Genomic DNA, 22,998 nt, shown 5'->3' on the forward strand with positions numbered 1-22,998 from the left:
TGGATACCGCGACATCAAGAAATCCGAGTCGATCAGCCTGCCGCAGCCCGATCAGCGACTAATTCTGGGCGGCGGATCATCACTGCGGCGCCGACGCCGCGCCACCACCGCCCAAGCGACCCCGGCAGCCACGATCACGCCCAGAGTGGCCAGGCCACGTGCCGTCGCGCCGCTGCCACCATCACCCGGCCGCCGCCCGGCCACCGTCGTCGACTGGCCAGCACCGGCCGGCGCGCTAGCGGATTCAAACCCCAGCGGCGGGACGTCTGCCGTCAGTGCCGCCACCAGGTCGATCACGCCATAGCCGTACTCGTCGTCACGCCCAGGCGGACCCTTGTCGACGGCGGTCGCAGTCAGCCGGTGCGCTACCTCACGCGCGGGCAGATAGGGGTACTTCGACCTGATCAAGGCAGCCGCCCCTGCCACGATCGCCGTCGCGCTCGATGTGCCAGTGCCCTTCGAGTACTTTCCGTCGTAACTGGTGCTGTAGATATCGACCGCGGGAGCGACCACGTCGATCTCCGGCCCGGTCACCGAGATTGGCGCGTGGAATCCAGTGCGATCAACGCCACCGACGGCTATTACACCGGCTTCACTTGCCGGATATCCAACGGTCTGATCGCGAGGAAGATTGCCAACGCCAGCTACAACGATAATGTCTGCGTCGAGGGCGGCTCGAATTGCTTGGCGCAATCTTGAACTGCTTGCGCCGACAGACGAAATGCTGATTATGTCCGCGCCGTTCGCGATGGCGTATTCGATACCTTTTGCCAAACTGTCCGGGTCGCCGGCGCCGTCAGGGGGCGAGCTATAAATTGGCAAAACCTCGGCTTCTGGGGCTATGCCTAGCGCTCCGAGTTTTCCTTGTCCGTGAGCGGCTATAAGCCCGGCCATCGACGTTCCATGGCTGTCTAAGTCTTTGCGGCCGTCGCCGTTCCCGCCGGCAATTATGTCTGTCCCGGCGAGCAAATTGTCGCTCAGGTCGGGGTGTGGATCGACGCCGGTATCTGGCACGGCGACGACCACGCCATTGCCGCGGCTTATGCTCTGGGCTTGGGCCGTCTTCAGATAGTCGAGGTGCCACTGCTCTGCCCGAATTTGAGCACTGGCGCCTGGTGGGTCGGTAGAAGCAGGCAAAACTATTGACGTTGCCAATAGCGCCACTAGCACCCAGGTAGGTCGCATTCTTAACGATTGAAGCCAATGGCCGGACCAGGATCGGTTGGTCCTTGCTCGTCAGCGGGGCGGAGGACAGGATTGACCCCGTGGTCAGTCTCCCATGGATTGTCTGGATCCCAAAGGCGTGCCGTCGCGTCGTCGAATTCCTCAGTTTGGCGATGCCGTCCAGGAAACCCAGGACCTGTACTGCTGCCTAGAGAAGGCGCGCCGCCAATCGGAGTGAGGCCACCGTGCAGGGGGGTGGTTCGGCCACTGCCTGGGCGAGATCCTGCGCCTCCGGCGGGGCCGGTGCCAGCGCCGCCACCGCCAATTACCCCACCAATTGGATTAATTCTGCGGGGCTGAGTGGCGTTTGGCCCCACCAAGCCACCGTTCGTGCCAGGAACGCCGCCAATTATTCCGCCTGGAGGCGTTGATTTCAGTGGCGGCGTCGGCGGCTGGGCCGAAGGTCGATCTAGGCTTCCGCTTGGCGATTGGCTTCGCGAACTCATTCCTGCTGCCGGGTGAGATGGGATCGGTGCTCCGGGGGGCATTCCGCTTCCCGGATTCAAGACGGAGGATGTTGGGGTAGCTGTGGCTCCAGTGTTGTTCGCGGCAGGGCTGCTCGCTAGTCCGGTTCCCGCACTTCCGAGTACTGGTCCTACGCCTTGCGGCTGGCTAACAGGTGCTGCCGCGTCGGCTACCGGATATCTGAGGGCTGCGAGGCCGCCGCTCGTCGGCATCGGAACTGCGACGATCGGTGGGATGGTCGGCGCCAAAGGCGTTGCGCTTAATGCATCGGGATCACCGGATTGGATCGGGGATCGCACTGCTGGTGGTTTTTGGAGCGCCGCTTGGGCTTGTTGTAGTTCTCCGCTGAGGCTGAACATCATGGCCCGTGCCTGCGAGTTCAGCCGTTCCAGCTCGCCATCCGTAACGGGCGCCTCGGTGACCCGGTTGCCCATCACGGCTTTCGGGTCGGCGGCCATCGAGTCGTACGCCTGCTTCTGCTGGAGCTTGGCCGCGTACTCCTCGTAGAGCTTGCTGAGCGCGGCGCGGGTGGTGCCGATGGCCTGGGTGGCGGCGGACAGGGCGGTGTAGTTCGCGGCGGCGGCGTCGTGGGTGCGCCGCACCTTGTCGATCAGCTGGTCGAGTTCGGTGAGGTACGTGCTGGAGGCGGCGCTGGTCTCGGGTGGCCAGGCCTCGGCGAGCCCGCGCCGGTATTCCTGGAGGCGGCCGAGGTGGATTTGCGCCAGGTCGCAGACCTTGCGCCAGCCGGCGACCTGTTTCCAGTGGTTGGCGGTGTCGTGGTCGTGCAGGCAGGCCCACATGCTGTTGACGTCCATGAGCTGCCAGTCGGTGAGGCCGGAGGTGCGGCCGGTGCCCCGTTCGATCACGGCAGCACCACCGGCCCTTCGGCGTCGGGGCCGGTCGGGTCGGTCAGCATGGGCGTCGGGCGGCCGGGCAGGACGGTGCTCGGGTCGGCGAGGGCCCGTTGGACGTCGACGACGCGGGCGGCGGTGAAGGCGTCGCTGTCGGCGTAGTGGGTGGCGACCCGATCGGCGGCGGCGGCCAGGTGGCCGGTGGCGCCCCGGACGGCGTACACCATGTCGGCGGTGGCCTGCTGCGTCTCGTGGTGCGCGTGCAGGAACGTGACCAGCTCGACGAACGCGTCGCACGGGTTGGGCAGCTTGGCGGACATGTCCTCGGCGATGTACGACAGGTGCGGCGCGTAGTTGCTCTCGACCTCGGCGGCGAGCCGGTCGGCGAAGTCGCGGAGCTGGCTGATGTCGGCCTCGATGCCGCCGTAACCGCGTAGCCAGGGCGCTGGCCGGGCCTCTTCGGGGATCATGGATCCTCCCTACCTGTGACGGCACCGCTTCCCTGAGTGAGGGTAACGGCTGGGCGTGCCCCTGGCAGCCCCCGCCGGGCGGGTCGGGTCAGCGGGGCAGGCCGGCGGCGCGCCACCCGCCGGAGCTGGCCGGTCGACCGCTGCGCGCCCAGGCGGACGTGGTCGCCGGTGCGGGGGCCGTGGCCGGGCGGGAGCGGACGACGATCGCCCCGACGAGGGCGGCCAGTTCCTCGGCGGTGGGCACGCCGCGGACGACCCGGATCAGCGGCTCTTCGGCAGACATGACGCCAGGGTACGCGGCGCGAAGTTGCGTGAAGCGGACAGTGGCGTGCCGGCGGTGTGAGCGTCGGCGGGTCCGGGTACCGTCTCACCGATGTCGAACGCGCTTCCCCAACTTGTCGCTGACCGATACCGGCTTCTGTCGCCGCTCGGCCAGGGCGGCATGGGCCGGGTGTGGAAGGCGCGCGACGAGGTGCTGCACCGGGACGTCGCCATCAAGGAGTTGGTGCCGCCTCCCGGTCTCACCGACGAGGAGCGCCGCGAGATGCGGGAGCGCTCGTTGCGGGAGGCCCGGGCCATCGCCCGGCTCAACCACGCCAATGTCGTGCGCATCTTCGATGTGCTGCGCACCGATGGCGATCCGTGGATCGTCATGGAGTACGTGGCGTCGAAGTCGTTGCAGGACACTCTCGCCGAAGACGGCCCGGTTTCGGTGGCTCGCACGGTGGAGATCGGCCTCGGTGTGTTGGGCGCCCTGAGCGCCGCGCACAAGGCGGGCGTCATGCACCGCGACGTCAAGCCGGGCAACGTGTTGCTCGGTGAGGACGGCCGGGTGGTGTTGACCGATTTCGGTCTCGCCACGATCCCGGGTGACCCCAATGTGACCCGCACCGGCATGGTTCTCGGCTCACCGGCGTACATCTCCCCGGAGCGTGCCCGCGACGGCACCGCCGGGCCGGAGGCCGACCTGTGGTCGCTGGGCGCGACGCTCTACGCGGCCGTCGAGGGCAAGTCGCCGTACGCTCGGCCGTCGGCGATCGGCACCCTGGCCGCGCTGGCCACCGAGCCGATCCCGCCGCCGAAGAACGCCGGCCCGCTCAAGGCCGTGCTCAACGGGCTGCTCCGCAAGGACCCGAACGAGCGGATCACCGCCGAGGTGGCGGAGCGGTTGCTGCGCCGCGCCGGGGGCAAGCGGGCGCGCGGGATCTCACTGCTCGATGGCGTACGCCGGCCTGGGCCGAACGGCCCGCGCGAGCCGCGCCTGCCGGTGGTGCCGGCACCGCGACCTGCCGAGAGCGTCGACCGGCCGGTGTCGCCGCCGCCGGCCGCCGCCGCGACCTCCGCCGCTGCCACGACCTCCGCCGCCGATGCCACGCCGACGGCCGTCGTTCCGTCCGGTGTGGACGACGTCGACCCGACCGCCGCGGTGCCGGCCGAGCCGACCGCCACGATCGACCGCCCGTCCGATGCCGAGCCGACCGCGAAGGTCGCGGCCACGGGCGGCACGACCGGCGACGGTACGACGAACACCGGCGACGGTACGACCACCCCCGACGACGAGCCGACTGTCGTCGACGGCCCGCCGGTGGCTCCGGAACAGCGCAAGCCGTCGACGCCGACGTCGCTGATGCCGCCGGTGAGCCCGGCCGGTCGCGCGGCGGTGCCGACGTACGGCGGTACGAAGCCGAGCAACACCCGACGCAACGTGCTCATCGGGGCCCTGGTCGCGCTGCTGCTGGTCGGCCTCGTGGTGATCGTGCCGCTGCTCAGCAAGGGTGACGACAAGACCCCGCAGGCCAACCCGACCGGGGCCGCCGCGACGTCCGCACCGCCGCCGACCACCGCTCCGGCGGTGCCACCGCCCACCACGGGTGCCCCGAGTCCGACGCCGTCGGCCACGCCCTCGGTCGACCCGAACGCGCTGCCGGCTGGCTGGAAGCTGCACAAGGACCCGACCGGCTTCGCCCTGCCGATCCCGGATGGTTGGGTGCGTAGCCAGGTCGACAACGTCACGGTGGTCTTCAATCAGTCCAACGGCCCGGGAAAGCTGCTCGTGCAGTGGACCCCCAACCCGAAGAAGGACGCCGTCGCCGACTGGCGGGAGCAGGAGCCGAACCGCAAGCGGCTCGTCAGCAACTACCAGAACCTCGGCATCAAAAGCTGTGACTTCTGGAAGACCTGCGGGGACTGGGAGTGGCTGGAGACCCGGGACGGGCAGCGGATCCACGTCCGTAACCGTGGGTTCGTGACCGCCAGCAACCGCGGCTACGCCCTGCGGTGGGAGATCGCGGAGAAGGACTGGCAGGCCAACCTGCCCAACTTCGACCGCATCGCCAAGGGATTCGTGCCCGACCGCCAGGACTGAAACTGATTCGCATGACCTTGCGTCGTCCTGGGTAATTGACCTTCGACGACGGAGGGAGGCACGACATGGGTTACCGACGGAGGGACACCCGGCCTCGGCTGGCACTGTGGATGCTCGTCGCGCTCGGCGACGCGATTCTGCTGCTGGTCACCATGGGGATTCCGGCGCTCATCGCACTGTTCGGCGTCGTGATCGTTGCCGGTTTCGGGGTGGCCGCCTGGCGGCTCACCCGCAGGGGAGCGTTGGCTCGCGAGGAAGCTGTGGTGCCGGCGTTGAGCCGGCGGCGGGCCTGACCCGTAGCCGGCGTGTGTGGCGGCAGCCGGACCGATTGTCGACCGTGTGGTGACCGTCGATCCCGCTGCCGCCAACGGCCCGGTCAGGTGTTGTTGGCCAACGCGATCAGCCGACTCCGGTCGCCGTTCCAGTAGTTGCGGTCCACGTTGCCGCTGATCCCCGAGACCGCCCCGGTGCTGGTGTACTGCCAGAAGCTCCACACCGATGCGCCGGCCGGCAGGGCGCCCGGCGTGCTCGACCAGCGGGCCAGCCAGAGCGGGTGGTTCGCCCACGGGCCGGTCCAGCTGCCGGTGCACTGGTTCCACCAGCTCGTGGTGGTGTAGATGACCGCGTACCGGCCGGTGCGGGCGCGGTAGGTGTTCAGGAAGTCCTGCACCCAGTTGCGCATTCCGGTCGTGCTGAGCCCGTAGCAGTAGCCGCCGGCGTACGGGTTGCCCTCGATGTCCAGGGCCGCCGGCAGGGTGCGGCTGTCCGCCGACCAGGCGCCACCGTTGGAGGCCAGGTAGTTGGCCTGGGTGGAGCCGGCGGAGATGTTCGGCCGGGCGAAGTGGTACGCCCCGCGGATCACCCCGGCGTTGTACGCGTTGACGTAGTTCGCGTTGAAGTTCGGGTCCTTGTAGCTGGTGCCCTCGGTCGCCTTGATGAAGGCGAACTGGATGCCCGCGTTGCGGACGCTGGTCCAGTTGATGCTGCCCTGGTAGCGGGACACGTCGACGCCGGGTGTGGTGGCGGCGGCCGCCGGTCCGGCGGTCGCGACCAGGGCCGCCGCCGCGGTGGCGAGGACGGTGAGGCCGGCCGCGAGTGCGCGGCGCAGCGATGATCGGGTACGGGCCATGAGTGCCTCCAAGGACGTGGCTCTATCGACAACCATCTTTGGAGATAAGTGCCCTAGATCACAAGGCGGGCAGAAAAAAGCTTCATCGGTGGGTCGTGAAGACCTGTGGCCGGGGGAGGGCGATTCAGCGCAGGGTGGCCGGGTCGAGCTGCCAGCGGAACGGCTCGACGACGGTCAGCGTCTCGCCCGGCTTGGCCACCTGGTCCTCGACGTAGTGCTCACCGTCCAGCCGGAACAGCCGTAACGAGTGACCGTCCCCGTCCTGCTCGACCAGCAGATACCAGGGGATTCGCGCAATGGCGTAGAGCTGCATCTTCACCAGCCGGTCGGCTGCGGCGTTGCCGGGCGAGACGATCTCGCAGACGAGCACCACCTCGGCAGCCTCCACCGCCGTGCCCTCGTCGTCGGTGTCCGCGACAACCACATCGGGGATGACGATCCGATCCACCCCGAGTCGAACGTTGACCGCCTCGAAGACGAGGAGATCGCCTGTCGCTACCTCAAGGTGGTTGGCCAAGCGCCGCGACACCACTTGGTGCCGTTTGCTCGGGGCAGGGCTCACGATCAGGCTCCCGTCGAGCAACTCGATCCGGTCCGGGGTCTCACCCAGGGCGAAGTAGTCGGCCTCGGTCCAGAGCCCGACGTGGTGTCCCAGGGGTTCGGCACTCATCGGCGCTCACCTCCCGCTTCACTCGCCGCCCGATCAGTCTCACAGGATACGAGCCGGTGCCCCGGGAGCGACACGGAACGCCGCCGGTAGGCTCGCGCCCCATGATGTCGATCGACGGGCTGGGCGAGAAGTGGGACACGCTGTTCGGCGCGCAGCCGGACCCGCCCCCGCTGCTGGTGCTGATCACCGCGGCCGTCGCGCTGGTGGTGGTGTCCACCCGATTGCCCTGGCGGATCGCCCGTAACGCCATCACCATCGCCCACGAGGGTGGGCACGCGCTCGTCGCCCTGCTCACCGGTCGCAAGCTGCGCGGCATCCGGCTGCACTCGGACACCTCGGGGCTCACGCTCTCCGCCGGCCGCCCCACCGGTCCCGGCATGATCCTCACCCTGCTTGCCGGATACGTCGCCCCGCCCCTGGTCGGGTTGGCCGGTGCCTGGCTGCTCGGCGGCAACCGGATCACCCTGCTGCTCTGGGTCGCTGTGGCGCTGCTGCTCGCCATGCTCGTCATGATCCGCAACGCCTTCGGCGTGGTGTCGCTGCTGGTCACCGGCGCGCTGGTGTTCGCCGTCTCCTGGTACGCCATCCCGCAGGTGCAGGCCGCGTTCGCGTACGCCGGAGTGTGGTTCCTGCTGCTCGGCGGGGTGCGACCGGTGGTGGAGCTGCAACGGCTGCGATCGCGGGGTGGGATGCCCGCCTCCGACGCCGACCAGCTGGCGGGGCTGACCCCGTTTCCGGCGTTCTTCTGGGTGACCGTCTTCGTCCTGGTCAACCTGGCCGCCCTGATCACAGGCGCCCTGCTCCTCACCGGCCAGATCCTCACCAATGCGGGCCTGACGCTCTAACCCCCGCCTCCGTCCGGGTCGATCAAGGAGTTGTGGTGGGCCGCGAAAGCCGCGAAACCCCCGCAGCCAGGCACCACAACTCCATGATCGACGGCGGTGTGCGGGCTGCGGGCGGGCAGAATGAGTCCATGCGATACGTGATCATTGGCGCGGGTGCGGTTGGCGGGACCATCGGCGTACTGCTGGACCAGGCTGGCCGGGACGTGACTTTGGTGGCCCGGGGTGCCCACCTGGATGCGATCCGCGCGCGGGGTCTGACGCTGCGGCGGCCCGACGGCGAGGTCACCGCCCGGCTCAGTGCCGTGGATGGCCCAGACGACCGGCCCTTGCCAGCGGACACCGTGCTGGTCCTCACCGTCAAGTCGCAGGACACCGCCGGTGCCCTGGCCGCCTGGGTGGACGCGCCCGTGGCCGGCGGCGGTACGGCGGGCGAGCGGCTGCCGCTGGTGACCGCGCAGAACGGGGTGGCGAACGAGCGGACCGCGCTGCGCCTCTTCGCCGACGTGCATCCGATCTGCGTCTGGCTGCCGGCCACCCATCTGGACCCGGGAGTGGTCGTGGCCAACGGTCACCCGCACCCCGGGATGCTCCACATCGGCCGCTACCCGGGCGGCGCCGACGACACCGACCGGACGATCGCCGCGGATCTGGACGCCGCCGGTTTCGTCGCCCCGGTGCGCGCGGACGTGCTGCGCTGGAAGTACGGCAAGCTGCTCAGCAACCTCGGCAACGGCCTCCAGGCGTTGCTCGGGCAGGGCATCCCGGACGCGCTGGCCGAGCGGGTACGCGCCGAAGGTGTCGCCGCGCTCGCCGCCGCCGGGATCGCGCACACCTCGCCGGAGGAGGAGAAGGCCGAGCGCGGTGACCTGGTGGGGCAGCGCCCGGTCGACGGCGAGGCCCGCTCGGGTGGCTCCACCTGGCAGAGCCTGGCCCGGGGCACCGGCTCGACCGAGGTCGACCACCTCAACGGCGAGATCGCGCTGCTCGGCCGGCTGCACGGCGTGGCGACACCGGTCAACGTCGCCGTCCAGCGGGCCGTACGCCGGGCGGTCCGGGAGCGGATCGCGGCCGGCGCGTTCCCGCTCGTCGAGCTGGAGAAGATGATCGCCTGACCGGGGCAACCGACGACCCTGCCCGGCGCGTGTTCCCTGCGACCGACACGGGGAGGTAGCGGGTGCCGGACGTCGACGGGTTCGACGAGTTCTACCGGGGGAGCCGGCAACGGCTGCTCGGGTTCGTCTACGCCCTCACCGGCGATCGGGGCGAGGCGCAGGACGCCGTGCAGGAGGCGTACATCCGGGCGTGGCAGCGCTGGACGACCATCAGTGCGTACGACGACCCGGAGGCGTGGGTACGGGTGGTGGCCAGCCGGATCGCGGTCAGCCGGTGGCGCAGCCTGCGCAGCCGGGCTCGCGCGTACCTGCGACACGGGGCCGTCGAGACCGTCCCCGGCCCGGGCACCGACACCGTCGAGGTGGTCGCCGCCCTGCGTCTGCTGCCCGAGGAACAACGCGTCGCCATCGCCCTGTACTACCTGGTCGGCATGCCGGTCGCCGAGGTGGCACGGGAGACCGCGGCCCCGGTGGGCACGGTCAAGGCTCGACTCTCCCGGGGGCGCGCCGCGCTCGCCGATCTGCTCGCCGTCTCTGACCTGGAGGAGGCCACCGATGCGTGACGAACCGACCTTCGTCGAACACGTCCGGCGGGACCTGCTCGACGTGCGCTGGCCCAGCCCGGATGAGATCCGCGCCCGAGCCCGTCGCCGCAGCCAGCGCAGGATCGTGGTGTCCACGGTCGTGCTGGCTCTCGCCGGGTTCTCCGCCGTGGCGGTCGCCGCGCCGGGGACGTCCCCGGCGCCGGTTCAGCCGGCCGCCTCGGCCTCGCCGACCCGGCACGAGATCACCACCGACGCCCTGCTGCAGCCGGCCGACCTCCCGCAGCCTGTTTACGTGGAGCTCAGCCAGGCAGGGCTGGGCGAGCCGGTCCGGCTGGAGGACATGCTTGGCCAATGCCGGACGAGCCAGGGGCGATCGGACGGCTGGCAGATGTCCATCCTGTCCCGTTCTCAGACCCTCATGCGGAAACCCACTCAGGGCGTCCTCGTGCCGGGCGACGCACTGGTCGTGCAGGATCTCTTCAGGCTGGCACCCGAGACGGCTCGACAGCTCTTCACCAGTCTGGACGACCTGGTCGCGCCGTGCGCGGAGTGGCGAAGCATCGAGCAGTGGGAGACGGTAGACAGCACCCACACCGTGGAGGTGATCCACCGGTGGGCGGTGGTGCAGAGGGGCTTCGCCGGGGACGACGCCGCCATCCTGCGGGACTCGTTCACAGCCCCTCGGGACGTGCAGACCGGGCAGACGTTCGGCAACACACCGCAGCCGACCCTCCTGGCCGTCGTCCGGGTCGGCGACACTGTCTCGCTGCTCCGCATCGCAGACGACGGCACCGAGGCGAAACTCCGCCAGCTCGCCGTGGCGGCGGCAGCCCGGATGTGCGCCGCCGCCAACCCACCCTGCTGACCCCTGCCGTCGGGTGGGCTCAGAGCGGGATGTTGCCGTGCTTCTTGGGGGGCAGCGTTTCGCGCTTGGTGCGCAGGATGCGTAGCGCCCGGACGATCTGGGTGCGCGTCTCGTGCGGGGGGATCACCGAGTCGATGTACCCGCGCTCGGCCGCCACGTACGGGTTGGCCAGGGTGTCCTCGTACTCGGCGATCTTTTCGGCCCGGACCGCCGCCGGGTCGTCGGCACCGGCCAGTTCGGAGCGGTAGAGGATGTTCACCGCGCCCTGCGCGCCCATCACGGCGATCTGGGCGGTCGGCCACGCGAAGTTCAGGTCCGCGCCGAGGTGCTTGGAACCCATCACGTCGTACGCCCCGCCGTACGCCTTGCGGGTGATCACGGTGACCTTGGGGACGGTCGCCTCGGCGTACGCGTAGATGAGCTTGGCGCCCCGGCGGATGATGCCGTCCCACTCCTGGCCGGTGCCGGGCAGGAAGCCGGGCACGTCCACGAAGGTCAGCACAGGGATGTTGAACGCGTCGCAGGTGCGGACGAACCGGGCGGCCTTCTCCGAGGCGGCGATGTCCAGGGTGCCGGCGAAGTGCATCGGCTGGTTGGCCACCACGCCCACCGGTCGTCCCTCGACCCGGCCGTAGCCGACCACGATGTTCTGCGCGTAGAGCGGCTGGACCTCCAGGAACTCCCCGTCGTCGAGGACGTGCTCGATCACCGTGTGCATGTCGTACGGCTGGTTGGCCGAGTCCGGGATCAGCGTGTCCAGCGCCCGGTCCTCGTCGCTGACGGTCAGGTCGGCGGGAGCCTCGACGACCACCGGCTCGTCGAGGTTGTTCGACGGCAGGTACGACAGGAGTGCCTTGACGTAGTCGACCGCGTCCTCCTCGTCAGTGGCGAGGTAGTGCGCGTTGCCGCTGCGGGAGTTGTGCGTGCGTGCCCCGCCCAGCTCCTCCATGCCGACATCCTCGCCGGTCACCGTCTTGATCACGTCGGGGCCGGTGATGAACATGTGCGAGGTCTGGTCGACCATCACGGTGAAGTCGGTGACCGCCGGGGAGTAGACGGCGCCGCCGGCGCAGGGCCCCATCACCAGCGAGATCTGCGGGATGACGCCGGAGGCCCGCACGTTGCGGAAGAAGATCTCACCGTAGAGGCCGAGCGAGACCACGCCCTCCTGGATGCGCGCGCCACCGGAGTCGTTGATGCCGACCACCGGGCAGCCGATCTTCATGGCCAGGTCCATCACCTTGACGATCTTCTGGCCGAAGACCTCGCCGAGCGAGCCACCGAAGACCGTGAAGTCCTGGGCGAAGACGCACACCTGTCGGCCGTCCACCGTGCCGTAGCCGGTGACCACGCCGTCGCCGTACGGGCGGTTCTTCTCCAGCCCGAAGGCCGTGGACCGGTGCCGGGCCAACTCGTCGAGTTCGACGAAGGAGCCCTCGTCGAGGAGCATCTCGATCCGCTCGCGGGCGGTCTTCTTGCCGCGCGCGTGCTGCTTCTCGACCGCGCGGGCCGAGCCGGCGTGCACCGCCTCGTCGACCCGGCGCTCCAGGTCCGCCAGCTTGCCAGCAGTGCTGTGGATGTTGGTCCCGGTCTCGGTAGTCACCCAGGGAATATAACGATGGTTCAGGTCGGTGCCGCTGTGCAGTACGCCTCAGTGCCGCCGTGGCGACCGTCGTAGGCTGGCGGAATGTCGGGCTCCCCGTACACCAATCTGGATCGCCCGCCGCTGTCGGCGGCCCGGCTGAGCCGCGCGTTGGTCGCGCCGAACGGGCCGTGGGCCCGGCTGGAGCTGCGCGCCGAGACCGGCTCCACCAACGCCGACGTGGCCGAGGCCGCCCGGGCCGGCGAGCCCGAGGGCTTGGTCGTGGTCGCCGAACAGCAGACCGCCGGGCGTGGCCGGCGCGGTCGGGTCTGGCAGTCGCCGGCGCGTGCCGGCATCGCCACCAGCGTGCTGCTGCGACCCGGCGAGGCCGTGCCGGACCGCGGCTGGCTGCCGGTGCCACCCACGGGGTACGGGTGGTTGCCGTTGCTGGCCGGCGTGGCGCTGGTGGAAGCGGTGGCCCGGTTGGCCGAGCTGGAGGCCTCCCTGAAGTGGCCCAACGATCTGCTGATCGACGACGCGAAGTGTGCGGGCGTGTTGGCCGAGGTGGTGCCGGGTCGTTCGCCCGACGAACCGCCGGCCATCGTGCTCGGCATCGGGCTGAACGTGACGCTGCGCGCCGACGAGCTGCCGGTCAATCCGACCGGGCTGCCGGCCACCTCGCTGCAGCTAGCCGGCGCGGCGGCCACCGACCGGGACCCGCTGCTGCGGGCCCTGCTGCGCGCGGTGGCCGAGTGGTACGACCGTTGGCGTTCGGCGGGCGGCGACGCGGTGGCCAGCGGCCTGCGCGACGCCTACCTGGCGGCGTGCGGAACGGTTGGTCGTGAGGTTCGCGTCCTGCTCCCCGACGGGGAGGTTCTGACCGGCACCGCCACCGGGGTGGACCGGGACGGCCAGCTTCAGGTGGCCACCCCGACGGCCACCCGCACCCTGGCCGCTGGCGACGTCCTCCACCTGCGCTGATCCATCTTCCCGCGATCCCGCGGTCGCCGCCCACGCTCGGCGGGCGAGAGCCGCACGGCGGCGACCCGACGCGCAAGATCGGGAAGAGCGGGGTGGGGGCCGCGTGGCGGATGTTGTGGTGGGCCCTGGGGGGTTTACCGTCTGCGCGTCGAGAAGAAGGCGTTGGAGGTTCCCCGTGGCGTTTCCAGAAGACGTGCTCACCAAGGACGAGCACGTCGTGCTGCACCTGCATCCGCACTGGAAGGCACTGGTTCGGCCGATCGTGGTGCTGGTGCTGGCCATCGCCGCGGTGGTGGTCGGCGTGCTCCTGCTGCCCGAGAGCAGCGGCGGTTCGATCGCGCTCGCCGTGATCGGCGTGATCGCCCTGGTCGCGGTGCTCTGGCTCGGTCTGTGGCCGTTCCTGGTCTGGCGTACCACCCACTACCTGTTCACCAACGAGCGCGTGCTGCTCCAGCAGGGTGTCTTCTCCCGGGACCGGCGGGACCTCCCACTCACCCGGATCAACGACCACTCGATGAACCAGCACTTCTTCGAGCGGCTGCTCGGCTGCGGCACGCTGACCATCGAGTCGGCCGGCGAGCGCGGCCAGTCGGTGCTCGCCGACGTGCCAGGGGTCGGTCGGGTGCAGACCACCCTGTACGAGCTGGTCGAGGCACAGCACGACAAGCACTCGCTGGGCGACGGGGAGATGCGCGACATCCTCGCCGACATGCGCGAGGGAAAGCCGCTGCGCGACACCACGACCTGATCGTCCGCACCGACTGACGCCCGCCCTGGCCGGAGTCGGGGCGGGTCAGTCGTGTGGTTCGGCCTTCTCCGGACCGCCTTCGGGCTGTTCGGGCCCGTCCGGGCTGGTCTCGGCCGGCTCGGTCTCGGCTGGGTCGCTCGCGGGCTGGTCGGCGCCGGTCGGGCCGTGGTCGGGCAGGTCGGCCTCGGGGGAGTCGGCCGGGCCGGCTGGTTCGGCCTCGGTCGGTCGGGCGGCGAACCAGCCGCGGAAACGGGTCCGCAGCACCTCCTGCTCGGGCCGGTCGTCCGGGCCGAGGCGGAGCATGGTGCCGGTGAGGCTGACGGTGCCCAGCCCTGGGCGGGCGGTGGATGGCCGGGCGCCCATCACGTCGACCCGGACGGCGAGCCGGTCCCCGGCGCGCACCGGAGCGAGCCAGCGCAGCTCCTCCAGGCCGGGGGACGCGTCCGCGGCCGCCCGGGACAGCAGGTGGTCGACGTACGCGCGCATGAACAGGCTGACCGTGTAGAAACCACTCGCGATCAACCCGCCGTGCCGGCTCTCCCCGGCCAGATCGGGGTCGACGTGGTACCACTGCGGGTCGAAACGGCGGGCGAAGGCGACCATCTCGTCGCCGTCCACGGTGACCACGCCGAGATCGACGGTGAGCCCCGGGACGAGATCCTCGAAGAACAGCTCGGCGGGTTGCCCGGTGCCGGAGCGCGCGGCGGGTGTCGTCACCGGCGGGGCGAGCGGCGGGTGCCGACGTGCAGTTCCGCGGCGAGTTCCGCGTCCAGGTCGGCGGCGGGGCTGACGCTCAGCCGCGTGGGCCGACCCTGGGTGGGTGCGCCGGGCGGTAGGTCACCGCGTTGCACGGACTCCGCTTCCTCCAGCTCGGACACGGACTCGGCGAGCTCAGCGACCGGGTCCATCTCCGCCATGGTGTCCCATTCGTCGCGCGGGATGCCGTGCCGGGTGGAGTCGGGCTTCGTCTCCTCCTCGACCGGTGCGACGGGTTGGAAGACGAAGGTCCGGTATGACCAGAACCGGAACAGGGTGGCCAGCAGGACACCGACGGTCTTGGCCACGTTCAGTGCCAGGAGGCCGTGTACGCCGAGGCCGTACTTGGCCGCGGCCACGGCACCAAGCTCAATGAGCAGGCCGGCGCCGTTGAATAGGAAGAACAGGACGTATTCCCGGCGAAGTGCCGATTTCGGGCGATCGCGGTACGTCCAGTGCCGATTCATCAGGTACGACGTGATCGTGGCGACGATGGTCGCGATCACGGTCGCCTTCAACTGACCATTGACGAAAACGGTCAGGGCAAGGACATTGAACACCGCGTAATTGATGACAGTGTTGATGCCGCCGACGATGCCGAACTTGAGCGCCTCGTGGATGAACTTCTGCCAGCGCTCAGGCAGCAGACGGACAAGACGCATGCGAAACACCTTAGGGCAGTTGGTGCGGCCGGTGATCACCGGCCGAACGAGGTGGGCGGCAGGTCACGCTCGGTGGTCACGCTCGGGCTTCACCTGCGGAAGGGTCGGGGTTCCCGCTTCGACGAAGACGAACCGCCGGTACGACCAGAATCGGAACAGCGTGCCGAGCCCCGTGCCGACGATGTAGCTGGCCACGTTGTCGGCCAGACGCGTCTGGAACACGGACGGCCAGATGCTGCCGAGCCCGTACCGGCTGAGCGCGAGGCAGGCCACCGCGATGCCGAGGCCGACCGCGTTGAAGAGGAAGAACAGCGCGTACTCACGGGCCGGGTTGTTGCGTTGACGGTGTCGCCACGTCCAGAACCGGTTGCCGATGAAGGCGACGGAGGCCGCGATCACGGTGGAGATGGTCTTCGCCGTCAACTCCTCGACGCCGCGACTGCTCGTCAGGTAGTTGAAGAGCGCGAAGTCGATGAGGAAGGCGATCCCACCCACTGTGGCGAACTTGCTCATCTCGCGGACGAGGTGGCCGAAGCGGTCCAGCAGTCTGCCGACCAGGCCCCGTCGGGTCTGCCGGGGTCCCGGTTGCTCCCCGGTCATCGTGGCGGCCACGGAGGGAGCCTACCGGCTGCCGACCAGTCAGAGGGGTAGCAACGGCGAGCGGGCGTGGTCGCTCGAAGGAGCCCATCACCCTGCGCGAAACCGTTGAACGCAGCGTAACCAATTGGGAGGACTGACGCGTCCCGGAAGGGGAATCCACGCACCGGTCGGCGGGGCAGGTCACGGTCCGACCGCAACAAGCGTCCGCCGGGGTGCACAACAAGATTTGCGTGAAACTGCGCGGGAAAGCGGGTATCAGCTCGTGATGCCGCAGCGTCGCCGTACCTTGTGCAGTTCTTCACAACCAGTCCCACTGACTCGGAAGGCTGCCCGGTTTACGCTGAGGCCAATCCCAGGTTTCCACGAAGGCGACGCATCGCGCCGCTGAGTCTCGTGCATCCCATAGATCGGTCAGCGTCGACCACAAGGAGATGTGTCATGGTTGCTCCGGCTGTTGTGCGGGGTATTGATCAGGCCCCGACGTCCCATCCGAAACTGCTCGCCTGGGTCCGTGAGGTCGCGGAACTGACCACCCCCGATCGTGTGGTCTGGGTGGACGGGTCCGACGAGGAGTGGCGCCGCCTCACCGACGAGCTGGTCGAGGCCGGCACGCTCATCCGGCTGAACCCGGAGAAGAAGCCCAACTCGTTCTACGCGCGTACCGATCCGACGGACGTCGCCCGGGTCGAGGAACGCACCTTCATCTGCTCCGTCGACGAGGCGGACGCCGGCCCCACCAACAACTGGATGTCGCCGCCGGAGATGAAGCGGACGATGACCGATCTCTACCGCGGCTCGATGCGCGGTCGCACGATGTACGTCATCCCGTTCGTCATGGGCCCGGTCGAGGCCGAGTCCCCGATGTTCGGTGTTGAGATCACCGACAGCCCGTACGTGGTCGCCTCGATGCGGATCATGACGCGGATGGGCACCCGGGTTCTCGAGGCGATGGGCGACGACGCGGACTTCGTGCACGCGCTGCACTCGATCGGCGCTCCGCTCGCCCCGGGTCAGCAGGACGTCGCCTGGCCGTGCAACGAGACCAAGTACATCTCGCACTTCCCGGAGACCCGGGAGATCTGGTCGTACGGCTCGGGTTACGGCGGCAACTCGCTGCTCGGCAAGAAGTGCTACTCGCTGCGGATCGCCAGCGTGATGGGCCGGGACGAGGGCTGGCTCGCCGAGCACATGCTGATCCTCAAGATCACCTCGCCGGAGGGCAAGACCTACCACATCGCCGGTGCGTTCCCCTCGGCCTGCGGCAAGACCAATCTGGCCATGGTCGAGCCGACCATCCCGGGTTGGAAGGTCGAGACGATCGGCGACGACATCGCCTGGATGCGGTTCGGCCCGGACGGCCGCCTCTACGCGGTCAACCCGGAGTACGGGCTGTTCGGTGTGGCACCCGGCACCGACTGGAAGACCAACGCCAACGCCATGCGCACCCTGGACCGGGGCAACTCCATCTTCACCAACGTCGGCCTCACCGACGACGGTGACATCTGGTGGGAGGGCATGGGGGAGCCGCCGGCGCACCTGATCGACTGGAAGGGCAACGACTGGACGCCGGAGAGCGAGGGCCTCTCCTCGCACGCGAACAGCCGGTTCTGCACCCCGATCACCCAGTGCCCGATCCTCGCCGACGAGTACTTCGACCCGAACGGCGTGCCGATCGACGCGATCCTCTTCGGTGGCCGCCGCAAGGACACCATCCCGCTGGTGACCGAGGCCCGCGACTGGGTGCACGGCGTCTACATGGGTGCCACGCTCTCCTCGGAGACCACCGCTGCCGCGTCCGGCGCCGTTGGCGTGGTCCGGCGGGACCCGATGGCGATGCTGCCGTTCATCGGCTACAACGCCGGGGACTACTTCCGGCACTGGATCGAGATGGGCAAGGGCACCGACGGCGACGAGGCGAAGCTGCCGAAGATCTACTACGTCAACTGGTTCCGTAAGGACCCGGAGGGTTCGTTCCTCTGGCCGGGCTTCGGGGAGAACTCCCGGGTGCTCAAGTGGGTCGTCGAGCGGATCGAGGGCACCGCCGACGCGGTCGAGACGCCGGTGGGCATGGTTCCCGCACCGGACGCGCTGGACGTCGAGGGCCTGGACATGACCCCGGAGGACGTTCGGATCGCCCTGAAGGTCGACCCGGACGAGTGGCGCAACGAGCTGCCGATGATCACCGAGTGGTTCGAGAAGTTCGGTGACAAGCTGCCGGGCGTGCTCTGGGCCGAGCTGGACGCGCTGCGCGCGCGCCTCGACGCCGCACAGCCGCAGCGGTAGGTGTGAGGAGCGCCCCCTGCGGGCAACATCGGATCCCATGAGGACGGCCGCCGAGACCCAGGTCCGGCGGCCGTCCGCCGTCCGGGTGCTCACCATCCTGCTCGCGACGACGGCGGCGGCCACCGTCGTGGTCGAGTTGCTCAACTGGTGGTACGCCCCGGAGCAGGGTTTCGGGCTGGCCGTACGGACCGGCTGGGCCATGCTGCGCTCGTTCGGTTTCCTGCTGTTGATCGGGCACGTCCGGAAGGGCCGCACGGTGGCCCGCCCGTTCGGGCTGATCCTCGCGGTCACCACGATCTTCGCCGTCGGCCGGCTCATCGTGCCCCGGCAGGGGGTGCCGCCGCTGCCCGGCCTGCTCGGCTTCGCCATCCTCACGGCGCTCTGCGCCGCGGTGGTCTGGCTGCTCTACCGCTCGTCGGCGTTGGCCGGGCACCTGGTCCGGCACCGTCCACGCCTCGTCATCGACCGGGCCGGCATCTCCTGGCGGGAGACCCCTCCCCGCCGACCGCAGGCGAGCGCCTGGCTGCTGACCAGCCGGGTGGCGGCGTTCACCTACAGCCCGCTGATGCTGGTGCCGGCCCTGGTGGCCGGAGGTTCCATCCTGGACGGGCGGCTGACCGCGGTGCCGGCCGTGCTGCTCTGGTTCGGCGCTGGCATCGCCGCCAGCTACGCGGTGCTGTTCTGCACCGCGTTCCTGATGCGGGGCAAGGACTGGGCGCGTGGGCTGCTGGTCGTCGTCACGGTGGCCGTACTCGCGGTGGACCTGCCGCTGTGCTGGTGGCTGTTGGGCGTGGACGGCCTGGTCCGCGACGGCGGCCCACTGCTCGCCGCGGCAGGGCTGGCCCTCTACGGCCTGCGCCGGGCTTCCCGCGCGGACGACGTCGCCCCGGCCTGACCGCGGCACCATCCCGCGCCCGGCTGGCCGCCGTCCCTCGGCCCCGACCAGGTAGTGACAGCTGCTGTAGAGCTGCCCCAGACATGGGGCGGCCCGCGCTGGAGTCGCGCCGGCACCCGCGCCTGTCCCCGCTCCCGCATCTGTGTCCGCGCCGTCCGGGGCCCTGCCCGATGGCCCGCATCTGTGTCCGCGCCGTCCGGGGCCCTGCCCGATGGCCCGCATCTGTGTCCGCGCCGTCCGGGGCCCTGCCCGATGGCCCGCATCTGTGTCCGCGCCGTCCGGGGCCCTGCCCGATGCCCCACATTCGGGGCAGGTCTACAGGCTGTTGGACAGGTGGGCCCGCCTCCGCGGCGCTGATGCCTCCCTGCATGAGCGGCCCCTTCTAACCACGCCTGGACTGCGGCGGAGGCTTTCGCGTTCCGGACGGCAGGAAGTCAGCGCCGTGCGGGTGCGGCCCGCACGAGCGGACAGAGGGCAGGATGGCGGGTGGCGTCGGTCACAACGGTCGGCGTGGGCGGCGCGGGTGGATCGTCGGGGCGGTGCGGGAACGGCACGGGCGCGCCGCGTTGGTCGGAGGGAGGCGCGGTGAGCGACGAGTTCGACGTGGTGGTGGTGGGAGCGGGGCCGGCCGGGGCGGCCGCCGCGCTGACGGCGCGGCGGGCGGGTGCCAGCGTGCTGCTGCTGGACCGGGCCGACTTTCCCCGGGACAAGGCGTGTGGCGACGGGATCGCCGCGCATTCGGTGGACGTGCTCGCCGAGCTGGGGGTGACCGAGGCGGTGGAGGGCTACGCGCCGCTGCCCGCGCTGCGGATGATCGCGCCGGGCGGGGTCGCCGTGGCTCGGGCGCTGCCCCGGCCCGCGTACACCGTGCCTCGGAAGGTCTTCGACGCCCGACTGGTGGCGGCGGCAGTGGCGGCCGGCGCCCAACTGCGCCGGCATACCGTGCGCCAGCTCGAGGCGCGCGCCGACCGGGTGGTGCTCGACGGCGAGTTGTCCGGCCGGGTGGTGGTGGGCGCGGACGGCGCCGGGTCGGTGGTCCGTCGCGCGCTCGGCCACCCGCAGAATCCCGACCGGCACCTGGCGCTGGCCATCCGGGGGTACGCCCCGGCGCTGCCCGGCCCGTCCGAGCAGCTCATCGTCACCTCGAAAGCCCGCTGGCCGGCGTACGCCTGGTCGTTCCCGATCGGTGACGGGCGGGCCAACGTCGGGTACGGGGAGGTGCTGCGCGGTGAGCCGTTGAGCCGGGCGTACCTGCTGGACCGGCTGGCCGCGCTGCTGCCCGGCACCGACCTGGCGACGGTGACCGCGTTGCGCGCCCATCACCTGCCGCTGTCCACCCACCGGCCGTCACCGGGTCAGGGGCGCACGCTGCTGGCCGGGGACGCGATGTCGTTGATCAATCCATTCACCGGGGAGGGTATCTTCTACGCGCTGCTCTCCGGTGCGCTGGCCGGGGCGGCAGCGGCCCAGGCGCCGGAGACGGCCGCCCAGCGCTACGCCCACGGGTTGCGCCGCCGCCTGGGCACCCACCTGCGACACAGCTCGGTCGCGGCCTGGTTGGCCCGGCGACGTCGGGTGGTGGATGCGGCGGTCCGGGCTGCCCGCCGGGACGACCGGGTGTTCTACGACGTGGTCGAGCTGGGACTGGGTGACGGACGCCTCACCGCTCGCACGCTGGCGATGATCGGAATCGGTCTGCCCGGCGGGGATGGGGCTCCGAGGCAGTGATCTGGCCGAAGGGTCGCTACGCTGCTAGGTGATGACGCTGCGGAACCTTATCTACTCCGTGTACGAGCGCCGGCTCACGGCGAAGCTCGCGGGTAAGCCGGTGCCCCGACACGTCGGGGTGATGTGCGACGGCAACCGCCGTTGGGCGAAGGAAATGGGCTTCGTCGACCCGAACGACGGGCACCGGGTCGGCGCGGCGAAGATCAAGCATGTGCTCGGCTGGTGTGACCAGGCTGGCATCGGGCACGTCACCCTCTATCTGCTGGCCACCGACAACCTGCGCCGTCCGGCGAGTGAGCTGGACCCACTCCTCAAGATCATTGAGGATCTGGCGGTGGAGCTGGCGGAGGAGGGCAACCCCTGGCGGCTGCGCATCGTCGGGGCTCTCGATCTGCTGCCGGCGCAGACCGCGGCGGCGCTCAAAGGCGCCGAGGAGCGCACCCGTGAGCGCACCGGCGGTGCGGAGGTCAACATCGCGGTGGGGTACGGCGGTCGCCGGGAGATCACCGACGCGGTCCGCTCACTGCTGCTGGAGCACGCCGCCACCGGCGGCACGCTTGAGGAACTGGCGGAGGTGCTGGACGTCGAGCACATCGCCGAGCACCTCTACACCCGTGGCCAGCCCGACCCCGACCTGGTCATCCGCACGAGCGGCGAGCAGCGGCTGTCCGGCTTCATGCTCTGGCAGTCCGCGCACTCGGAGTTCTACTTCTGCGAGCTCAACTGGCCGGATTTCCGGCACATCGACTTCCTGCGGGCCCTGCGCTCGTACGCCACCAGACAACGCCGCTACGGCGTCTGACCGGGCGGCGACAGAGCTGTCGCCGCCCCGATCGGTCAGGGCAGGTGGGTCAGTGCCCGGGTGAGGAAGTCACCCAGCGCTGCCGGGGACTCGATCGTCAGGTCGGCGGCGTTCGCCACCTCCTGACCGGTCTCCGGGTTGGCCACGGCCACACAGACACCGACGAAGTCCGGGTCGGCGGCGGCGCGGGTGCGCAGCGCCGCGAAGGCCTTGATGTCCGAGACGTCGTCGCCGAAGTACCAGGCGCCGGTGGCACCCTTGATCGCCTCGCCGATCACCATGCCCTTGTCCCGGTCGACCGGGGGCTTGAGCTCCAGCACCATCCGCCCGGCCTGCACCCGCAGCCCCAGCCGGTCGGCCTGCGCCTGCCCCCACTGCTGGACCGTGGAGCCGAGCTGCGGGGCGGTACGCCAGTGCAACGCCACGGAAAGCCGCTTGTACTCCACCAGCGTGCCGGGCGGCAGCTCCGCCCGGGCCTGGTCGGCCAGCTCCTCCATGGTCGGCACCCAGGGCAGCGCGGCCGGCTCGGTGACGGTTTCCCCGCCGGAGTGGCTGTGCTCCAAGCCGTAGAGGCCGTAGAGGTCCACGCCGGTGAGCCCGCCGAGCTGATCCCGGAGGAACTCGACGGGCCGGGCGGAGACGATCGCGACCCGCTGCACGATGGGGGCCAACGCCTCGATCGCGGCCAGCACCTTGGGCGCCGGGCGCACCGCGGTCGGATCGTCGTCGACGGGCGCGAGGGTGCCGTCGAAGTCGAAGAAGAGCACGGTCCCGGCCGCCCGGCTGGCGGTGGTCCGCCAGGCCTGGTCGGCGTTCAACGGGGTTCTCGGCTGCTGATTGCCCAGATTCAACGGCGGCACGCGCGTCAGCGTACCCCGGCGATGGGGGCTCATTCCTGGCCGAGCGGACCCGTTCGGCGGTACGAGATCAGCGTTCGGCGGCTCCTCGTCCGCGCCGGCCGAACGGCACCACCGCCGCCTCCTGGCCATGGCTCAACAGGTAGCCCTCCACGAACCCGGTGTTGCGATCACCGGTGTGGTTCTCGATCTCGTTGAGCCGTGCCACCAGAAACTCGGTGAGGGCGCTGATCCGGTTGTCGAGACGCTCGTGCAGCTCGGCGACGACGGCCAGGATGACCGCGGTGCCGGCGGTGACGAGCGCAAAGAGATTGACGAGCAGTGGAAGCTGCCCGCCCTCGACCGCGAGGGTCACCACGTTGCCGGTCGCCCACAGTGTCAACGACACCGTTGCGACCACGACTGCCAACCACTTCAGGGTCATGGACAGACCCCTCCTTCTGTCCCGCAGGGCTAGGTTCGGCCTTGTCCCGTCCCCCCGCCGATGACGAGCCCAAGCAGTACGAATAGGGACGCTAGCGTGCCCGTTCCTGCCCCGGAGGTAAACGAATGAACCCGACCAG

Annotated in this window: 24 protein-coding genes; 12 read left to right on the forward strand and 12 right to left on the reverse strand. The window is 70.1% G+C overall.

All coding sequences use genetic code 11. The features are described from left to right. Positions 1 to 51: 51 nt before the first annotated feature. The 4 genes from HNR22_RS23360 to HNR22_RS23375 all read right to left on the reverse strand — a co-directional run bounded on the left by HNR22_RS23360 (position 52) and on the right by HNR22_RS23375 (position 3,293). Positions 52 to 1,185 carry a S8 family serine peptidase gene (locus tag HNR22_RS23360; protein ID WP_179782132.1) on the reverse strand — a complete coding sequence of 378 codons (1,134 nt, stop codon included), beginning with the start codon at positions 1,183 to 1,185 and terminating at the stop codon, positions 52 to 54. A gap of 2 nt (positions 1,186 to 1,187) precedes the next feature. Then, the gene (locus HNR22_RS23365; RefSeq protein ID WP_343059937.1) at positions 1,188 to 2,555 is read right to left on the reverse strand and encodes a hypothetical protein; all 1,368 of its coding nucleotides are present in this window, start codon (positions 2,553 to 2,555) and stop codon (positions 1,188 to 1,190) included. Then, positions 2,552 to 3,010: a hypothetical protein gene (locus HNR22_RS23370; protein WP_179782133.1), complete on the reverse strand. Its 459-nt coding sequence runs from the start codon at positions 3,008 to 3,010 to the stop codon at positions 2,552 to 2,554. The genes HNR22_RS23365 and HNR22_RS23370 overlap by 4 nt, the downstream gene beginning before the upstream one ends. An 88-nt stretch (positions 3,011 to 3,098) precedes the next feature. Then, the gene (locus HNR22_RS23375) at positions 3,099 to 3,293 is read right to left on the reverse strand and encodes an acyl-CoA carboxylase subunit epsilon (RefSeq protein WP_179782134.1); all 195 of its coding nucleotides are present in this window, start codon (positions 3,291 to 3,293) and stop codon (positions 3,099 to 3,101) included. Between the two features lie 90 nt (positions 3,294 to 3,383). Here HNR22_RS23375 and HNR22_RS23380 point away from each other — a divergent pair, with 90 nt between their 5' ends. Then, positions 3,384 to 5,375, forward strand: coding sequence for a serine/threonine-protein kinase (locus tag HNR22_RS23380; RefSeq protein ID WP_179782135.1), 1,992 nt, complete (start codon positions 3,384 to 3,386; stop codon positions 5,373 to 5,375). Between the two features lie 65 nt (positions 5,376 to 5,440). Further along, on the forward strand, positions 5,441 to 5,668 hold the full coding sequence (locus HNR22_RS23385; RefSeq protein WP_179782136.1) for a hypothetical protein: 228 nt from the start codon (positions 5,441 to 5,443) through the stop codon (positions 5,666 to 5,668). Between the two features lie 83 nt (positions 5,669 to 5,751). Here the strand turns inward: HNR22_RS23385 and HNR22_RS23390 are convergent, their stop codons facing one another. Both HNR22_RS23390 and HNR22_RS23395 read right to left on the reverse strand, forming a co-directional pair. Next, positions 5,752 to 6,504, reverse strand: coding sequence for a GH25 family lysozyme (locus HNR22_RS23390; RefSeq protein ID WP_099850502.1), 753 nt, complete (start codon positions 6,502 to 6,504; stop codon positions 5,752 to 5,754). A 124-nt stretch (positions 6,505 to 6,628) separates the two neighbouring features. After that, the gene (locus tag HNR22_RS23395) at positions 6,629 to 7,174 is read right to left on the reverse strand and encodes a Uma2 family endonuclease (protein WP_179782137.1); all 546 of its coding nucleotides are present in this window, start codon (positions 7,172 to 7,174) and stop codon (positions 6,629 to 6,631) included. A gap of 101 nt (positions 7,175 to 7,275) precedes the next feature. Here HNR22_RS23395 and HNR22_RS23400 point away from each other — a divergent pair, with 101 nt between their 5' ends. The 4 genes from HNR22_RS23400 (at position 7,276) to HNR22_RS23415 (ending at position 10,541) form a co-directional block, all read left to right on the forward strand. After that, a complete protein-coding gene (locus tag HNR22_RS23400) occupies positions 7,276 to 8,019 on the forward strand; it encodes a M50 family metallopeptidase (protein ID WP_179782138.1) in 744 nt (247 codons plus the stop codon). Between the two features lie 128 nt (positions 8,020 to 8,147). Continuing rightward, a complete protein-coding gene (locus tag HNR22_RS23405; RefSeq protein ID WP_179782139.1) occupies positions 8,148 to 9,131 on the forward strand; it encodes a ketopantoate reductase family protein in 984 nt (327 codons plus the stop codon). Between the two features lie 62 nt (positions 9,132 to 9,193). Beyond that, positions 9,194 to 9,694 (forward strand): sigma factor-like helix-turn-helix DNA-binding protein, encoded by a 501-nt coding sequence (locus HNR22_RS23410; protein WP_179782140.1) that lies wholly within the window; start codon positions 9,194 to 9,196, stop codon positions 9,692 to 9,694. Beyond that, positions 9,687 to 10,541 (forward strand): hypothetical protein, encoded by an 855-nt coding sequence (locus HNR22_RS23415; protein ID WP_179782141.1) that lies wholly within the window; start codon positions 9,687 to 9,689, stop codon positions 10,539 to 10,541. The genes HNR22_RS23410 and HNR22_RS23415 overlap by 8 nt, the downstream gene beginning before the upstream one ends. A 19-nt stretch (positions 10,542 to 10,560) precedes the next feature. Here HNR22_RS23415 and HNR22_RS23420 read toward each other — a convergent pair whose 3' ends face one another. Continuing rightward, positions 10,561 to 12,144, reverse strand: coding sequence for a carboxyl transferase domain-containing protein (locus HNR22_RS23420; protein ID WP_179782142.1), 1,584 nt, complete (start codon positions 12,142 to 12,144; stop codon positions 10,561 to 10,563). Positions 12,145 to 12,228: 84 nt separating this feature from the next. Between HNR22_RS23420 and HNR22_RS23425 the strand changes: the two genes are divergently transcribed. Both HNR22_RS23425 and HNR22_RS23430 read left to right on the forward strand, forming a co-directional pair. After that, positions 12,229 to 13,104, forward strand: a complete 876-nt coding sequence (locus HNR22_RS23425) for a biotin--[acetyl-CoA-carboxylase] ligase (protein ID WP_179782143.1) — start codon at positions 12,229 to 12,231, stop codon at positions 13,102 to 13,104. 175 nt (positions 13,105 to 13,279) lie between these two features. Continuing rightward, positions 13,280 to 13,852: a PH domain-containing protein gene (locus HNR22_RS23430; RefSeq protein WP_179782144.1), complete on the forward strand. Its 573-nt coding sequence runs from the start codon at positions 13,280 to 13,282 to the stop codon at positions 13,850 to 13,852. A 45-nt stretch (positions 13,853 to 13,897) separates the two neighbouring features. Here HNR22_RS23430 and HNR22_RS23435 read toward each other — a convergent pair whose 3' ends face one another. The 3 genes from HNR22_RS23435 to HNR22_RS32070 all read right to left on the reverse strand — a co-directional run bounded on the left by HNR22_RS23435 (position 13,898) and on the right by HNR22_RS32070 (position 15,870). Beyond that, positions 13,898 to 14,569 (reverse strand): MaoC/PaaZ C-terminal domain-containing protein, encoded by a 672-nt coding sequence (locus HNR22_RS23435; RefSeq protein ID WP_179782145.1) that lies wholly within the window; start codon positions 14,567 to 14,569, stop codon positions 13,898 to 13,900. Continuing rightward, a complete protein-coding gene (locus HNR22_RS23440; RefSeq protein ID WP_179783691.1) occupies positions 14,566 to 15,270 on the reverse strand; it encodes a GtrA family protein in 705 nt (234 codons plus the stop codon). The genes HNR22_RS23435 and HNR22_RS23440 overlap by 4 nt, the downstream gene beginning before the upstream one ends. A gap of 63 nt (positions 15,271 to 15,333) precedes the next feature. Continuing rightward, positions 15,334 to 15,870, reverse strand: coding sequence for a GtrA family protein (locus tag HNR22_RS32070; protein ID WP_179783692.1), 537 nt, complete (start codon positions 15,868 to 15,870; stop codon positions 15,334 to 15,336). Positions 15,871 to 16,308: 438 nt separating this feature from the next. Between HNR22_RS32070 and HNR22_RS23450 the strand changes: the two genes are divergently transcribed. The 4 genes from HNR22_RS23450 to HNR22_RS23465 all read left to right on the forward strand — a co-directional run bounded on the left by HNR22_RS23450 (position 16,309) and on the right by HNR22_RS23465 (position 21,578). Next, complete coding sequence (locus HNR22_RS23450; protein WP_179782146.1) at positions 16,309 to 18,153, forward strand: phosphoenolpyruvate carboxykinase (GTP); 1,845 nt, start codon at positions 16,309 to 16,311, stop codon at positions 18,151 to 18,153. A gap of 37 nt (positions 18,154 to 18,190) precedes the next feature. After that, a complete protein-coding gene (locus HNR22_RS23455; RefSeq protein WP_141907893.1) occupies positions 18,191 to 19,048 on the forward strand; it encodes a hypothetical protein in 858 nt (285 codons plus the stop codon). Between the two features lie 585 nt (positions 19,049 to 19,633). Then, entirely contained in the window at positions 19,634 to 20,776 is a 1,143-nt protein-coding gene (locus HNR22_RS23460) for a geranylgeranyl reductase family protein (RefSeq protein ID WP_179782147.1), read from the forward strand. 31 nt (positions 20,777 to 20,807) lie between these two features. Then, entirely contained in the window at positions 20,808 to 21,578 is a 771-nt protein-coding gene (locus HNR22_RS23465) for an isoprenyl transferase (RefSeq protein WP_179782148.1), read from the forward strand. A gap of 35 nt (positions 21,579 to 21,613) precedes the next feature. On the opposite strand, the gene otsB is transcribed toward HNR22_RS23465, so the two are convergent. Together otsB and HNR22_RS23475 are read right to left on the reverse strand one after the other, a co-directional pair. Then, on the reverse strand, positions 21,614 to 22,438 hold the full coding sequence (gene otsB / locus HNR22_RS23470) for a trehalose-phosphatase (RefSeq protein ID WP_179782149.1): 825 nt from the start codon (positions 22,436 to 22,438) through the stop codon (positions 21,614 to 21,616). 67 nt (positions 22,439 to 22,505) lie between these two features. After that, entirely contained in the window at positions 22,506 to 22,859 is a 354-nt protein-coding gene (locus tag HNR22_RS23475) for a hypothetical protein (protein ID WP_088946208.1), read from the reverse strand. Positions 22,860 to 22,998: the final 139 nt, after the last annotated feature.

It is taken from the genome of Micromonospora jinlongensis (assembly GCF_013410645.1).
Classification (GTDB): domain Bacteria; phylum Actinomycetota; class Actinomycetes; order Mycobacteriales; family Micromonosporaceae; genus Micromonospora; species Micromonospora zamorensis.